Source organism: Nonomuraea sp. C10 (assembly GCF_008017515.1).
GTDB lineage: Bacteria > Actinomycetota > Actinomycetes > Streptosporangiales > Streptosporangiaceae > Nonomuraea > Nonomuraea ferruginea.
Map to the genome: position 1 here is coordinate 3,362,450 of NZ_VPFF01000001.1, position 13,982 is coordinate 3,376,431.

Annotated in this window: 14 protein-coding genes and 1 riboswitch; of the genes, 5 read left to right on the forward strand and 9 right to left on the reverse strand. The window is 69.8% G+C overall.

The features are described 5' to 3' along the window. Positions 1–2: 2 nt before the first annotated feature. Entirely contained in the window at positions 3–1,688 is a 1,686-nt protein-coding gene (locus FR742_RS15245; protein ID WP_148031569.1) for an enoyl-CoA hydratase-related protein, read from the reverse strand. 177 nt (positions 1,689–1,865) lie between these two features. Here FR742_RS15245 and FR742_RS15250 point away from each other — a divergent pair, with 177 nt between their 5' ends. After that, positions 1,866–2,312: a pyridoxamine 5'-phosphate oxidase family protein gene (locus FR742_RS15250; protein WP_148031570.1), complete on the forward strand. Its 447-nt coding sequence runs from the start codon at positions 1,866–1,868 to the stop codon at positions 2,310–2,312. Between the two features lie 86 nt (positions 2,313–2,398). On the opposite strand, the gene FR742_RS15255 is transcribed toward FR742_RS15250, so the two are convergent. The 5 genes from FR742_RS15255 to FR742_RS15275 all read right to left on the reverse strand — a co-directional run bounded on the left by FR742_RS15255 (position 2,399) and on the right by FR742_RS15275 (position 5,133). Continuing rightward, on the reverse strand, positions 2,399–2,644 hold the full coding sequence (locus FR742_RS15255; RefSeq protein WP_148031571.1) for a hypothetical protein: 246 nt from the start codon (positions 2,642–2,644) through the stop codon (positions 2,399–2,401). Positions 2,645–2,680: 36 nt separating this feature from the next. Then, a complete protein-coding gene (locus FR742_RS15260) occupies positions 2,681–3,121 on the reverse strand; it encodes a ribosomal protein L7/L12 (RefSeq protein WP_148031572.1) in 441 nt (146 codons plus the stop codon). A gap of 829 nt (positions 3,122–3,950) precedes the next feature. Beyond that, entirely contained in the window at positions 3,951–4,253 is a 303-nt protein-coding gene (locus FR742_RS15265; protein WP_187281159.1) for a DUF952 domain-containing protein, read from the reverse strand. Next, positions 4,241–4,789: a GNAT family N-acetyltransferase gene (locus FR742_RS15270; RefSeq protein WP_148031574.1), complete on the reverse strand. Its 549-nt coding sequence runs from the start codon at positions 4,787–4,789 to the stop codon at positions 4,241–4,243. Before FR742_RS15270 ends, FR742_RS15265 begins: the two co-directional genes overlap by 13 nt. Positions 4,790–4,809: 20 nt before the next feature. Beyond that, the gene (locus FR742_RS15275; RefSeq protein WP_148031575.1) at positions 4,810–5,133 is read right to left on the reverse strand and encodes a multidrug efflux SMR transporter; all 324 of its coding nucleotides are present in this window, start codon (positions 5,131–5,133) and stop codon (positions 4,810–4,812) included. A 112-nt stretch (positions 5,134–5,245) separates the two neighbouring features. Here FR742_RS15275 and FR742_RS15280 point away from each other — a divergent pair, with 112 nt between their 5' ends. Continuing rightward, on the forward strand, positions 5,246–6,199 hold the full coding sequence (locus tag FR742_RS15280; protein WP_261808548.1) for a radical SAM protein: 954 nt from the start codon (positions 5,246–5,248) through the stop codon (positions 6,197–6,199). Between the two features lie 45 nt (positions 6,200–6,244). On the opposite strand, the gene FR742_RS15285 is transcribed toward FR742_RS15280, so the two are convergent. The 3 genes from FR742_RS15285 to FR742_RS15295 all read right to left on the reverse strand — a co-directional run bounded on the left by FR742_RS15285 (position 6,245) and on the right by FR742_RS15295 (position 10,666). After that, the gene (locus FR742_RS15285) at positions 6,245–7,432 is read right to left on the reverse strand and encodes an Ig-like domain-containing protein (RefSeq protein WP_148031576.1); all 1,188 of its coding nucleotides are present in this window, start codon (positions 7,430–7,432) and stop codon (positions 6,245–6,247) included. A 171-nt stretch (positions 7,433–7,603) separates the two neighbouring features. Further along, entirely contained in the window at positions 7,604–9,775 is a 2,172-nt protein-coding gene (locus FR742_RS15290) for an ATP-dependent RecD-like DNA helicase (protein WP_315970614.1), read from the reverse strand. A 321-nt stretch (positions 9,776–10,096) separates the two neighbouring features. Then, the gene (locus FR742_RS15295) at positions 10,097–10,666 is read right to left on the reverse strand and encodes a hypothetical protein (RefSeq protein WP_148031578.1); all 570 of its coding nucleotides are present in this window, start codon (positions 10,664–10,666) and stop codon (positions 10,097–10,099) included. 483 nt (positions 10,667–11,149) lie between these two features. Further along, positions 11,150–11,215, forward strand: a riboswitch (guanidine-III (ykkC-III) riboswitch). 32 nt (positions 11,216–11,247) lie between these two features. Here FR742_RS15295 and FR742_RS15300 point away from each other — a divergent pair. The 3 genes from FR742_RS15300 to FR742_RS15310 are packed head-to-tail and all read left to right on the forward strand — an operon-like array spanning position 11,248 to position 13,965. Further along, a complete protein-coding gene (locus tag FR742_RS15300) occupies positions 11,248–11,562 on the forward strand; it encodes a multidrug efflux SMR transporter (protein WP_148031579.1) in 315 nt (104 codons plus the stop codon). 41 nt (positions 11,563–11,603) lie between these two features. Continuing rightward, on the forward strand, positions 11,604–12,596 hold the full coding sequence (locus FR742_RS15305) for a PHB depolymerase family esterase (protein WP_148031580.1): 993 nt from the start codon (positions 11,604–11,606) through the stop codon (positions 12,594–12,596). Positions 12,597–12,615: 19 nt separating this feature from the next. Beyond that, the gene (locus FR742_RS15310; RefSeq protein WP_148031581.1) at positions 12,616–13,965 is read left to right on the forward strand and encodes a serine hydrolase; all 1,350 of its coding nucleotides are present in this window, start codon (positions 12,616–12,618) and stop codon (positions 13,963–13,965) included. Positions 13,966–13,982 lie beyond the last annotated feature (17 nt).

Consider the following 13,982-nt stretch of genomic DNA (forward strand, 5'->3'; position numbering starts at 1 on the left):
TCTCACATATGAGATGCCTCCGCGTCAGGTGCCGGCGACGCGCCGGACCCCCGCCTATGCAGGGCCAGACGCGCCGGCGTGCACGCGGGCCGCCGCCCGTGCACGAACGCCCTCCTGGCCTCCCCGAACCCGCGACGGTCACCGAACACGTCACGACTCAGCTCCGCCAGCTCCTCCGCACGATAAGCCTCCAACGGCTTACGCCGCTCATCGGCCTCCCGCGCCTCCCGCTTGGCCGCCAGCAACCGCTCATAACGCGGGCTGGAAGCGAGCCTGTCAGCGTACTCCAGCACCGCCCCCTCGAACTCCGGCCGCGACCCCGGCACCACCCGATCCGCCAGCCCCAGCTCCACCGCCTCCTGCGCGCCCACCGGCAACGCCTGCCAGGCCAGCCGCCGCGCCTGCCGCGCCCCCACCCGGCGCGGCAGCACGTACGCCCACAACCCGCCCCCCGACAACCCCAACGTCCGGAAATGCGGATTCAGCACCACCCCTGAGCGCACCATCACCCGATCACCGCCCAGCGCCAGCATCACCCCGCCCGCCCACGCGTCACCACCCACCGACGTCACCACCAGCTGCCCCGTACACGCCACCAGCTCCCGGCACAGCAGACCGAACGCGGTCACGTTCATCCACGCCTCCAGCTCCGGATACCGCGCCGCCTCGATCACCTTCAGATGCACACCCCGGGAGAACACCTCACCACCCCGCACCACCAGCACCCGCGTATCCTGCGCCGCCGCATACCGCAACGCCGCCACCAGCCGCCGGCACTGACCCGCCGACATCGCCCCCTCGTAGAAATCGAACCCCACCACACCCACACCGTCACCCCGGTCATAGGTGATCTCGCTGAAGCCCGGCCGCTCCCGCACCCCGTCCAACCGCCCACCCAGCACCGAGGCCGCCGGCAACGTCACCGCACCCCGCTCCTCGGCCCGCAACTGGCCCACCCACACCGTCCCGTCACCGGTGTGCACCAGCACCGCACCCTCCCGCCGCCCCGCCACCACACCCGGCGCACCCCCCAACACCGGCCCCCGGTACACGTCGAACACCCGCACCGCCAGCCCGCACAACTCCGCCACCAACCCCGGCTCCCCATCAGCCGCCCGCACCCGCCGCACCACCTCCTCCGTCGGCGCCTCCCACGACAGCACCCCACCCGGCTCCCGCACCCGCACCACCGGCCCACCCGGCACCGGCGACTCCGGCACGAACCCCGGATCGGCAGCCCTGTCCGCCACCTCCAGCACCAGCTCCGCCGCCGCCTCCGCCACCGGCCCCCGATACAACGCCGACCTGCGCGGCGGCTCAGCAGGCATCGCGAACATCCGATGCCCCCACACCGGCGCCCCCTCCATCTCCCGCCCGGCCTGCAACGCCGTCACACCCCACTCACCCACCCCGCCCGCGATCGCCCGCTCCAGCGGGAAAGGACCCCGATCACCCGGCGGCCCCGGACGGATCACCACCGTCCGCGCCCCCTCCCACAACGGCGCCGGCGCCCGCCCCGCCGCCGACGGGCAGATCACCAGATCCGGCTTCGCCAGCCGGACCGCCTCCATCACCAACCGCTCCGACAGCGCCAGCTCCACGCTGACCTCGTGCCCGGCCCGGCGCAACGCCAGCCAGACACGCTGCACCAGACCGTCGAAGGAGAAACAGACAAGCAGGATACGCACAGGAAGATCATCCTCACCGGTGGGACGTGCCGCCGGAAGGGACGCGCACAGCCCCACCCGGCCCGTACAGGCAAGCATGCTGACACGTCCACGCAAACGTCGATGACAGATCCCAGCAAAACCCGCCACATCCGGGGGAGTGGAGCAACCCCCACACGACCGTGCCACCATGGGCCCATGACGGCGTGGCACGAGGTCGAACAAGCAGAGCCCGCATTCGCCCGGCGCGTACGAGCGCTGTTCGACGCCCACAGACACAAGACCATCGCCACCCTGCGCACCGATGGATCACCCCGCATCTCCGGCATCGAGGCCGCCTTCGAGGACGGCGAACTCGTCTTCGGCTCCATGCCGAACGCCCGCAAGGGCGCCGACCTGCGCCGCGACCCGCGCTTCGCCCTGCACAGCGCCACCGTCGACCCGGTCGAGGGCTCCGAGGCGCAGTGGCCCGGCGAGGCGAAGATCGCCGGGCGGGCGCTCGCCGGCGGGGGAGGAGCGGACGGTGATCGTTTCCGTGCCGACATCGCCGAGGTCGTGCACACGCATCTCGACGACCAGGCGACGGTGCTCGTCGTCGAGTGGTGGAAGCCCGGGCATGGGCTGCGCAGGGTGGAGCGCGCGTAGCCGCGACGGTTTTTCCGCGTTGACCGGTTCCGATCCGATACCGAACAGAATTCAGCTTCTGTTTGGTATCGGGTGGTTTGTCCGGGTTAGAGGCGGTTGACGAGGCGAGTGGCGGCCCGGTGACTCATGCCGGTCTCACCGCGTACGAGGAAGACCGCCTCCTGGATCTGACCCATCGCCTTCAGCTCGCGGGCCTGGTCGATGACGTCCTGCCGGGGGGAGGGACGGTTGCGGGGCGCCTTGGTCAGGCGGACGGCCAGGATGATCAGGTAGATGATCGCGACGGTGACGACGAAGGTCAGCGCGATCAGACCCCCGGTGGATACGGCCATGAGTCGATCGTACGTAAAGAGATCGCCTCGCGGGAGTCAGAGCGTGCCGACGAAGGTGGCGGCGTCTTCCTCGTTCATGCCGGTTTCTGCGCGTACGAGGAGGATGGCCTGTTCGGTGTGGCCGGCTTCTTTGAGGTGGCGGGCCCGGGTGGCGAGGTCGGGCTGGGCGGGTGTACCGGCGAGGGCGGTGTAGGCGGGGTGGCTGATGGGGCGGCCCGCGGCGAGGCCGTCGACGGCGTCCTTGGCTTCTCGCAGGCCCATGCCGGTCTGTTCGCGCAGGAGTTTGATGGCGTGGATCATCTTGTTCTGCTGGATGAGGGTGTGGAGCTGGGTGTCGAGCTGGTCTCGTGTGAGCTGGACGCGTGACGGCGCTGGTGTGATGCGGCCGCGGGTGTTTCTGTTTCTGATGAGGATGGTGGCGCCGGCGGCGAGGATGGCGAGGGTTGTGGCGATGATCAGTAACTCGGTGGCGGGCATGGCTGGGATGGTATCTCGGGCGCTCTTGTGGTTGCTTGATAATGGACATTATGTCAAGTAGTGCTGAGTGGTGCACTGTTGGTGGTTAGTCAGATTGGGTGGTTTCGGTGGTGCGGGATTTATATGTTGTGACATGCGTTACGTGACGGTGAGTGACGTCGTTGTGGCTGTCGGGCGTTATCGATGTGTGATGTGATCTTGTGGTGCCGGTGTTGTCGCTGGTGGCGGGGTGTGGCGGGTTCAGGTTGGGACCTCTCCCCCGGTGGGCGGCGGGTGCGGGCTGGATGCGGTGTGTGGTTGACAGGTGACATGACTTGTCGTTGATTCCTCGCCCTCGGGCAGGGGTGGCCTTTAGGGTGGTCTTCTGCTATCGCGCCGCGAGAGGAGCAGCACGTGGGGAACGAGTCCGTGTTATGTCCGGTGTGTCAGGGGGTTCTTCCCGCTGACGGGCGCGAGGCGTATACGCCGCTGCGTGGGCGGTTGATCCTGACGAACGGTTACTGCCCGGGTGGGTGTGCCGATCGGCGTGCCGCGCATGTGGAGCAGGTGCGGCAGCGCGCGCCTCAGGCGCCTCAGGCGTTGCCTCAGTCCATGGTGCCGTCGATGGGGCAGGGGGTGTCTCAGCCGGTCGCGGGGCCTGGTGGGGAGCTTCCGGTGCGGCGGCCGCAGGCGGCTGTGGTGGGGCCGGGGGTGCGGGTTCCGCGCTGATTGTTCCGGTTGCCGGTGTGCGGGGGTGTGCCGGTGGCGGGGTGTTGTGTACGGCGGGTCCATGGTCTGAGGCGGGTGTGCCGCTGAGGATGGTGGGCTCGCCGTTTTCGTGTGTGCGGGGTCAGGGGTGGTAGGGGCGGGTGCGGGTGACGGCGGTGGTGGGGAGCGGTCCGTACAGGTGGGGGTAGCCGTTCTCGTGGCGGATGTCGAGTCCGGTGGGGTCGATGTCGAGGATGAGCAGGGGTTCGGTCACGTGGCTGTAGTAGGTGGCGTGGACGGTGCGGAGTTGGTCGTGGTCGCGGCTGCAGTGGATGAAGCCTTCTTGGTCGAGGGTGCGGCCGAGGGTGGAGATGCGGTACTCCCCTGTGTGCTGGGCGTGGGTCCAGTCGGTGGCGAGGGCGAGGTGGTGGATCATGGGGTCCATTCGTGGTCGAGCATGGCGTAGATGAGTTCTGAGGACCATTCGCCTTTGACGTGTTCGTTGTCGATGAGGTGGGCTTCGCGGCGCATGCCGAGTTTTTCGAGGACGCGGGCGCTGGCGGTGTTGCGGGCGTCGAGGCGGCCGGTGATGCGGTGGAGGTGGAGGCCGTCGAAGCCGAGGCGGAGCATTTCGCGGGCGGCTTCGGTGGCGTAGCCGTGGCCGTGGTGGTCGGGGTGCAGGACATAGCCGATTTCGCCTTGGCGGTGGGCTTTGCTGGTCCAGATGAGCAGGCAGTTGCCGATCAGGGTGCCGTCGTGGGTGATGGCGAGGTCGATGGCGTCGCCTTCGTCGAGGAGTGCGGTGCGGGTGGTTTTTTTGTCGAGGAAGGTGCGGGTGGCGTCGCGGTCGCGGGGGTGCCAGTAGAGGTAGCGGGTGACGTCGGGGCGGGATTCGTAGGCGTGGAGGGCGTCGAGGTCGTCGGGGGTGAAGGGGCGGAGGGTGAGGCGCGGGGTGGTGATGGGGTATTGGGGTTTGAGCACGAAGGCATTTTAGGGGGGTTTCAGTGGGTGCCGGCGAGGTTGAGGATGACGACGCCGGTGATGATGAGGAGGATGCCGCCGATTTTGTGCAGGGTGAGGGTTTCGCCCATGAAGGCGGCGCCGATGAGGGCGATGGCGGCGGTGCCGGCTCCGGCCCAGACGGCGTAGGCGGTGCCCATCTCGAGGTGGAGTTTGAGTGCTTGGGCGAGGAGGGCGAAGGAGGCGATGTAGCCGAGGGCGGTGGTGACGGTCCAGCCGGGGTTGGTGAAGCCGTTGCTGAGTTTGAGTGCGGTGGTGGCGGTGACCTCGCAGATGATGGCGAGGGCGAGCAGGAGCCAGGCCATGGTGTTTCTCCCCGGGAGGCGGTGCGGGTGTCCCAGCGTATGGGGGGTGTGCGTCCGGGTGGGGTGGTGGGCCGGGTTGAAAAGGGTGTCGAATGCGTGTTCCACTTGGTCGGTGGGTTGGGACGCGCAGCCTCTGGTGGAGGCGGCCGATGAGCGGCCGCTGATCGAGCGGCGTGCCGTGGTGCGTGACGGTTTCTACGAGCTGCAGGCGCGCGTGGTGATCGAGCGGGTGGCGCGCACGGCGGGGATCGCGCAGCGGTGGGCGGTGTCGCCGTATCGGGGGTGTGCGCACGCGTGCCTGGGTTGTGGCGCGCGTGGGGGGCATCGGCGGCTGGGGCTGGACGCGGGGCGTGATTTCGACTCGCGGGTCGTGGTGAAGCCGAATGTGGTGGCGCGGTTGCGGGCGGAGCTGGCGCGGTGGGGTGGTGAGCCGCTGGCGGTGGGGGTGAGTGGTGACTGTTATCAGCCGGCGGAGGAGACGTACCGGTTGATGCCGGGGGTGGTGACGGCGCTGGCGGAGGCGGGGGTGCCGGCGACGGTTTATACGCGCAGTCCGCTGGTGTTGCGGGATGCGGCGTTGCTGGCGGAGTGCGGGGTGCGGGTGGCGGTGTCGATCGCGTTCGTCGACGAGCGGATCCGGCGGGCGGTGGAGCCGGGTGCGGTGGGGGCGCAGGCGCGGTTGGAGCTGGTGGCGTCGCTGGTGGAGGCGGGGGTGGATTGCCGGGTGCTGATGGGGCCGGTGCTGCCGTTGCTGAGTGATGGTTCTGATCAGCTGGCGGCGACGGTGCGGCGGATCGGGCAGGCGGGGGTGCGGTCGGTGGAGCCGGTGGTGTTGCGGCTGCCGGCGGGGACGCGGTCGTGGTTCGGGGCGTGGCTGGAGCAGGCGCATCCTGGGCTGGTGGCGCGTTATGAGGAGTTGTACGGGCGTGACGGGTTGCCCTCCCCCGCTTATGAGGAGCGGATTCTGGGGCAGATCGCGCAGTTGTGCCGGGTGTACGGGATGCGGTGCGGGCCGGGTGAGCCGGAGCCGCGTGATCCGTGGTTCGGGCAGTTGGCGCTGGTGTGACCGCTCCCCCGCGCGTGGGGTCGTGCGGGGGGTGTCAGGCCGGGCTCAGGTCTGGTTCTTGAGTGCGCTGCCTTGCTTCCACTGTTTGAAGGACATCTGCCAGAAGCCCCAGCCGTTGTTCCATTCGAGTTCGCGGTCGGTGCCCTTGATCTCGACGATGTCGCCGCGCTGGAAGTTGTCGTAGTACCACTTGGCCTGGTCGGGGCGGGCGTTGATGCAGCCGTGGCTGACGTTCTGGCGGCCCTGGGCCCAGACGTTGTTCTTGGCGTGGACGTATTCGCCGCTGTTGGAGATGCGGACGGCATGGTCGACCATGACGTCGTAGTAGCCGGGGTCGCCCTTCTTGCGTCCTGGGGAGATCATGCGGACGGGGTTGACGCGTTCCATGGTGAGGTGGACGCCGCTGGTGGTGGTGTATTCGCGGGTGGTGGCCTTGCCGGCGCTGATGGCCATGGTCTGGACGCGTTTGCCGTTGCGGTAGACGTACATCATGTGCTTGGCGGCGTCGACCTTGCTGATGACCTTGTCGCCGATGTCGATGGCGTAGTCGTAGTTCTTCATGCCCCACAGGTCTTTGCCGGCCTTGACGCCGTCGAGGGCGGCGTTGAAGGTGACGGTCTGGTTGGGGGCCCAGTATTTGGCGGGGCGGTAGATGGCGTAGGAGTCGTCGATCCAGCGCCAGGCGCCGTCGACGGGTTTTTCGGCTTCGACCGTCAGGGCGCGTTCGACGGCGGCCTTGTTGGCGACGGGCTGGTTGAACCTGACCATGATCGGCATGCCGATGCCGACGGTTTCGCCCTTGATGTTGGGGGTGACGTCGGTGATCTGCAGGACGCGGTCAGGTTTGCGGGTGGTGAAGGCGCTGGCGGCGGTGGCCGCGCCGGCGGTGGCGGCGACGTTGTAGTCGGTGGCCGGCTTGAGCGCGGTTTTGGAGACCCATTTGGTGCGGTCGGTGTTGAAGGTGCCTTCGAGCTGCTGGCCGCCGGTTTGGACGGTGACGTCGTCGAGGGTGCCGCCTTCGGCGGTGACGACGATGCGTTTGCCGGGGTTGACCTTGGTGCTGCCCTGGGCGGGGGTGATGGTGATGGTGGGGGGTTCGGGGGTGGCGGAGGTGGTGGCCTCGGAGGCTGCCGGGGTGGTGCCGCCGGCGGCGGAGCAGGAGGCGGTCAGGGTCGCGGCGGCGAGCAGGGCGACCCCTGTGGCGGTCTTCCTCCAGGGTGTTGTGATGGTCAAGTGAACCTCTCCCCACTTACATGCACTGCACTAAAAGACCTTAATGCTCCTGCATGTAAGACGAGCGTTGGTTTCGGAGAGTTCAGTCACATTTCGATCACTTCTGGCGGTGAGTCGCTGGTCAGCGCGCCGCCGGGGTGGGGGAAAAACTCGCGGCCGGGCCGTACGGGGTCAGTCGCGGCGGGTGAGGCGGTGGGTGAGGCCGGTGTGGCGGCGGCCGGCGCCGCGGGTGCGGACGGCCTGGGCCAGGGCGCGGCGTGAGCCGACGATGACGACGAGCTTCTTGGCGCGGGTGATGGCGGTGTAGAGGAGGTTGCGCTGCAGCATCATCCAGGCGCTGGTGGCCAGCGGGATGACCACGGCGGGGTATTCGCTGCCCTGGGAGCGGTGGATGGACACGGCGTAGGCGTGGGCGAGCTCGTCGAGTTCGTCGAAGGCGTAGTCGACGCGTTCGTCCTCGTCGGTCAGGACGGTGAGCGCGTGGTCGTCGGGGCGGATGTCGGCGACGACGCCGACGGTGCCGTTGAACACGCCGGCGGCGCCCTTGTCGTAGTTGTTGCGCAGCTGGGTGACCTTGTCGCCGACGCGGAAGACGCGGCCGCCGTGGCGGCGTTCGGGGGCGCCGTCGCGGGCGGGGGTGAGGGCTTCCTGCAGGGCGGCGTTGAGTGCGCCGGCGCCGGCCGCGCCGCGGTGCATCGGGGCCAGGACCTGGATGTCGCGGCGGGGGTCGAGGCCGAAGCGGCGCGGGATGCGGCGGGCGGCCACGTCGACGGTCAGGGCGGCGATGTCGTCGGGTTCCTCGCAGGGGAAGAGGAAGAAGTCGTCGAGGCCGGCGAGCTGGGGCTGCAGGCCGGAGTTGACGCGGTGGGCGTTGACGACGACGCCGGACTCGGCGGCCTGCCGGAACACCTGGGTGAGCCGTACGCGGGGGATGTCGGCGGCGGCGAGCAGGTCTTTGAGGACCTCGCCGGCGCCGACGGACGGCAGCTGGTCGACGTCGCCGACGAACAGCAGGTGGGCGCCGGGGGCGACGGCCTTGACGAGGCGGTTGGCGAGCAGCACGTCCAGCATGGAGGCTTCGTCGACGACGACGAGGTCGGCGTCCAGGGGGTTGTCGCGGTCGTAGGCGGCGTCGCCGCCGGGGCGCAGCTGCAGCAGCCGGTGGACGGTGGTGGCCTCGTGGCCGGTCAGCTCGGACAGGCGTTTGGCGGCGCGGCCGGTGGGGGCGGCGAGGATGACCTTGGCGCGTTTGGCGCGGGCCAGGGTGACGATGGAGCGGACGGTGAAGCTCTTGCCGCAGCCGGGGCCGCCGGTCAGCACGGCGACCTTGTGGGTGAGGGCCAGGCGGACGGCCTGGCGCTGCTCGCCGGCGAGGTCGGCGCCGGTGCGTTCGCGCAGCCAGGTCTCGGCCTTGGCCCAGTCGACGTCGGCGAACGCCTTGAGCCGGTCGTGGCCGTGGTGAAGGAGGGTGAGCAGGGAGCCGGCCAGCGACTGCTCGGCCCGGTGGAAGGGCGGCAGGTAGACGGCGGGGACGTCGTTGTCGCCGGCGGGCACCTGCTCGCGGACGACGCCTTCGGCGGCGGCGAGCTCTTCCAGGCAGGTGGCGGTGAGCGGGGCGGGCACGTCGAGGATCTTGACGGCGTCGGCGGTCAGGTTGGGGGCGGGCAGGTAGCAGTGGCCGTCGTCGGCGGCCTGGGACAGGGTGTAGCGCAGTCCGGCCTTGACGCGTTCGGGGCTGTCGTGCGGGATGCCGACGGCCTGGGCGATGGTGTCGGCGGTCTTGAAGCCGATCCCCCACACGTCGTCGGCCAGCCGGTACGGCTCGGTGCGCACGACTTCGACGCTGCGTTCGCCGTACTGCTTGAAGATGCGCACGGCGATGGAGGTGGACACGCCGACGCCCTGGAGGAACACCATCACCTCTTTGATGATCTTCTGTTCTTCCCAGGCGTCGGCGATCATGCGGGTGCGTTTGGGGCCGAGGCCGGGCACTTCGGCCAGGCGGGCGGGTTCCTTCTCGATGACGTCGAGGGTGGCGGTGCCGAAGTGGTCGACGATCCGTTCGGCCATTTTGGGGCCGATGCCTTTGATGAGGCCGGAGCCGAGGTAGCGGCGGATGCCCTGGACGGTGGCGGGCAGGACGGTGGTGTAGGACCAGACCTCGAACTGGCGGCCGTAGCGGGGGTGGGAGGTCCAGCGGCCGGTCAGCCGGAGCGACTCCCCCACCTGGGCGCCGAGCAGGGGGCCGACGACGGTGAGCAGTTCGGTGGCGGAGCGGCCGGTGGCGACGCGCGCGATGGTGTAGCCGCTGTCCTCGTCGGCGTAGGTGATGCGTTCGAGCACGGCTTCGAGACGGGTAGCGGAGACACTAGTCGCACCTTCGCTCACCGAACAACCCTCTCCTCAGACCGGATGTGGGGCCAGAGTAGAGCAGCGGGGAAGCAACCAGGGAGCCACTGTGTGCGCCAGTGTGCATTCGTGTGACATGTGTGTGGATGGTCGGCGTGAGATCCCGTGAGGACGTGCTCACCGCTGGGCGGGTCCTTGCCGAGGCGCGCCCGGCGGGACGCATGTCGCCAGAGGACGAGCGGACTCCTCGACGGATACCCGTGCCGTCTCACGGATGCGATTGCGCGTTCAGCACCACCACGCTTCTCACTCTCGTTAGTGAGGCTGGGTTTTGAGCGGTGTGGGTGACACAACTCCGTTAGGGTGGTTGTAATGGAATACGCGGATAGCGCTAGCTGGTAGCGGGGCTCCTATGATCGTATCGTAGTCTCCCGCGATGATGGCTTTTCGCATTTCATATAGGCGTTCAAGAGAGGCGCGTAAGTCCGCTCTACTGCCGTATCCGTGTCGTGCGGCAAATACGCGAGCTTGGCCTTCTAGGACCTGCCATGCACTTCGGCATCGCCTATTGGTGATGACGCGGGTCTCTCCCTGTAGAAATCCCGCAGCCGCTACTAGTCCTGCCGCTATCAGGGCAAGGAAAGCTGCCGGGATACGGGCGTCGGCCGAGGCAAGCCCTGTTGCGCCTGAGATGCCTGCCAACACTGCGGCAGGCAGCCCTAGCACGATGTAGATGATATTCCACTTCTTGGCGCGTTTCCGAGCTTTTTCTGCGCGTGTATAAGCCTCCTCGGCCAGGCGGGCGATTTCTTGGCGAAGATGGGCGATCTGCGCGTCCTCGGCGCTATCCGTGAAAGTGATGCGCGCGGCGTCTGGCTGAGTCATGCCGTGATGATCGCACCTTGCCTGAGGCTGGTGAAGCTATCGAAGCCGTGACTTTCTCAATATGTCGTGGGGTGGCTACCCTCGCCCCGCGAGCAGTATCTGTAGCTTGCCCACGGCAGGTCGGGCCTGCTGGTCCATCAGCACCGCGCGCACAACCATCTGGGCAGTCTCCCGGACATGGTTTGCGGAAGCCGGCGAGTGGGGAACCGATCAATTCGGCCGCGATCCTCGCTCCGGTATCCACGCCGCCGATCGCCGCCACGCTGATCGCCTCGTGCAAACGGGCATTGATTCGGATACCTGCACGGGCGCCCGATCGTGAGCGCCCGCCCTGATGGTAAGCCGGTCCCGTACTGGCGTGGGGCGGGTCTCCGGGTGGTGGCGGCGGGCCGGCTCCTTGGGTGCGGTCCGCGGGGTGTCCGGGGGGTTCGGCTCCGCCGGACCTGGCTGATCGTGGCGGGGGGTGGCTGGTAGCGTGGCGGGTGGCTGCCCGCTGCGGGTCACGCCCCGGACGAGCGCGTCGTACCCGGCATGACAAGACGACGTGGACCGTGGTCTGTTCTCCTGCGGAGGTGCGTGTCGTGGCGTGGGTCGTGCTGGTCGTGTCCGGGGTGCTGGAAGCGGTGTGGGCGGCGGCTCTGGCTTCGTCGCAGGGGTTGTCGCGGTTGCGTCCCGCGCTGCTGTTCGTGGCGGCGCTGGCGGTCAGCATGGCGGGGCTGGGGTACGCGCTGCGGACGATCCCGGTCGGCACGGGTTACGCGGTGTGGGTGGGGATCGGCGCGGTCTGCACCGCGGTGTACGGGATGGTGTTCCTCGGTGAGGCGGTCACGGCCGCCCGGCTGGTGTGCCTGATGCTGATCGTCGCGGGTGTGGTGGGGCTGAGGTTGGTGTCCTGACGGGATCTCCCGCGGACTGCCTGGGGAGGGCGGGAGGTGCCATGGGCGGGGGGCGGGGCGTCGGCGTGGCGCTGCTGACGGCGATGCTGGTGGTGGTGACGGCCGCCGGCTGTTCCGGCCAGTCGCCGGAGCGGCCGTCGGCCGCGCCCACCGCCGTCCCCACCGCCGTCCCCACCGCCGCTCCCCCGCCGGACGGTTGCGCGGGCGGGCCGCGGCTCGCGGAGGGGCGGCACACGATCGAGTTCGGCGGGCTGGAGCGGGTGTTCCTGCTGGCGCTGCCCGAGGGGGACGGCCCGCACCCGGTGCTGCTGAACCTGCACGGGCTGGGTTCCAACGCGCGTGAGCAGGCCGCCTACAGCCGGCTGCCGCGGGTGGGCGCCGAGCGCGGCTACGTCGTGGCCACCCCGCAGGTGGCCAAGGGCAGGCTCGCCTGGACGCTGCCGAACGGGTTCGGGCCCGACGACACCGGGTTCCTGGGGGCGCTGCTGGACCGGCTGGAGCAGGAGTTGTGCGTGGACCGGCGGCGCCAGTTCGCGGCCGGGCTGTCGTACGGGGGCGGGATGGCGGCGGCGCTGGCGTGCTCGATGCGGGGGCGGCTGGCCGGGGTGGCGGCGGTGGCCGGGCTGAGCCTGGTGCGGCCGTGCCCGGAGCCGCCGCCGGTGACGCTGGTGTCCTTCCACGGCACCGCCGACCGGACCGTCCCGTACGGGGGCGGGCATCCGCTGCGGGACGCCACCGGTGACCTGCGCAAGCTGGCCGAGATGGTGAAGCTGCCGCCGGTACGCCGGAGCGCCGAGGGGTGGGCGGAGGCGCTCGGCTGCCCGGAGCCGCGGGTGAGCTCTCCCGTACGGTCGGTCGAACTGCGTGCCTGGGACGGGTGCGCGGCGGGGGCGGACGTCCGGTTGTACACGGTCGGCGGCGGCGGTCACACCTGGCCGGGGCCCATCGAGGTGCCGCGGCTGGGCGCCACGGCGCGAGGGCTGGACGCCAGCGCGCTGATCCTGGACGCCTTCGACGCCGCCGAGCCGCGCTGACCCCCTAGGCTTGCTGTTCATGACTCAGGTGGGACAGGTGACGGCCCGCGCGCTGATGCGCCGCCTGGCCGTCGAACAGAGCGAGTCGCGGATCCCCTCGATCATGGCGGCGGTGGTGCGTGAGGGGCAGGTGGCCTGGCAGGGCGGTCGCGGCCGGACGGCCGGTCCGCCGGGAGGCGAGCCGACGCCGGGCACGCAGTACCGGCTGGGGTCGATCACCAAGAGCATGGTGGCGGTGGTCGTCATGCGGATGCGTGACGAGGGCCTGCTCGATCTGGCCGATCCGGTCGGCAAGCATCTGCCGGGGGTGCGGGCCGGGGAGGCCACGGTCGCGCAGCTGCTGTCGCACACGGGCGGGCTGACGGCCGAGCCGCCGACCGACTGGTGGGAGCGCACGCCGGGCGTGGAGGCGGGTGAGCTGCTGGGCAGGCTCGGGCCGGCGCATGTCAAGCATCGGCCGGGGCGGCGCTACCACTACTCCAATCTCGGTTACGGGCTGCTCGGCGAGCTGGTCGCCCGGTTGCGGGGTGTGCCGTGGCTGGAGGCGGTGCGGGAGGAGGTGCTGGAGCCGCTCGGCATGGGTGACACGACGCCGCGGCCGCGGCCGCCGCACGCCGTCGGTTACGCCGTCCATCCGTACGCCGACGTGCTGCTGGCCGAGCCGGAGCATGATCATGGGGCGATGGGGCCGGCGGGGCAGCTGTGGTCGACGGCCGGTGATCTGGCGCGGTGGGCGGCGTTCGTGGCCGGTGACACCGGCGGGGTGCTGGCGGAGAGCACGCTGGCGGAGATGCGGGAGCCGGCGACGGTCGACGACGGTGACGCCTGGACCGGCGGTTACGGGCTCGGGCTGCAGCTGACGCGGCATGCCGGGCGCCGGTTGGCCGGGCACACCGGGTCGATGCCGGGGTTCCTGGCGACGGTGTGGGCCGATCCGGCCGCCGCGACGGGGGTGCTGTTCCTGGCCAACGCCACGTCGGGGGTGGGGCGGACGTTGCTGTTCGATCTGCTCGACATCCTGGAGGAGCATGAGCCGCGGATGCCGCGGGAGTGGGTGCCGGGTGCCGCCGACCCGGATCTGCTGGCGCTGACCGGGTTGTGGCACTGGGGTCCGGCGCCGTACACGCTGCGGCTGCTGCCCGATCGGGGGCTGGCGCTGGGGCCGGTGTCCGGTGGCGGGCGGGCGTCGCGGTTCGTGCCGCAGGACGACGGCACGTGGCTGGGGCTGGACGGTTACTACGCGGGCGAGACGTTGCGGGTGGGGCCGGATCATCTGGATCTGAACACGTTCGTGTTCACGCGTGAGCCGTACGATCCGGGGGCGCCGGTGCCGGGTGGTGTCGGGGACTGGCACACCCCCACTACTTGACGTCGGGCGTAAAGTAC

What these genes read in the sequence shown, in the direction of transcription:
- FR742_RS15250 (WP_148031570.1), top strand. Translation starts at nt 1,866, where the DNA reads ATGACGGCGTGGCACGAGGTCGAACAAGCAGAGCCCGCATTCGCCCGG.
- FR742_RS15255 (WP_148031571.1), bottom strand. Translation starts at nt 2,644, where the DNA reads ATGGCCGTATCCACCGGGGGTCTGATCGCGCTGACCTTCGTCGTCACC.
- FR742_RS15260 (WP_148031572.1), bottom strand. Translation starts at nt 3,121, where the DNA reads ATGCCCGCCACCGAGTTACTGATCATCGCCACAACCCTCGCCATCCTC.
- FR742_RS15265 (WP_187281159.1), bottom strand. Translation starts at nt 4,253, where the DNA reads ATGGACCCCATGATCCACCACCTCGCCCTCGCCACCGACTGGACCCAC.
- FR742_RS15275 (WP_148031575.1), bottom strand. Translation starts at nt 5,133, where the DNA reads ATGGCCTGGCTCCTGCTCGCCCTCGCCATCATCTGCGAGGTCACCGCC.
- FR742_RS15295 (WP_148031578.1), bottom strand. Translation starts at nt 10,666, where the DNA reads ATGACTCAGCCAGACGCCGCGCGCATCACTTTCACGGATAGCGCCGAG.
- FR742_RS15305 (WP_148031580.1), top strand. Translation starts at nt 11,604, where the DNA reads ATGGGCGGGGGGCGGGGCGTCGGCGTGGCGCTGCTGACGGCGATGCTG.
- FR742_RS15310 (WP_148031581.1), top strand. Translation starts at nt 12,616, where the DNA reads ATGACTCAGGTGGGACAGGTGACGGCCCGCGCGCTGATGCGCCGCCTG.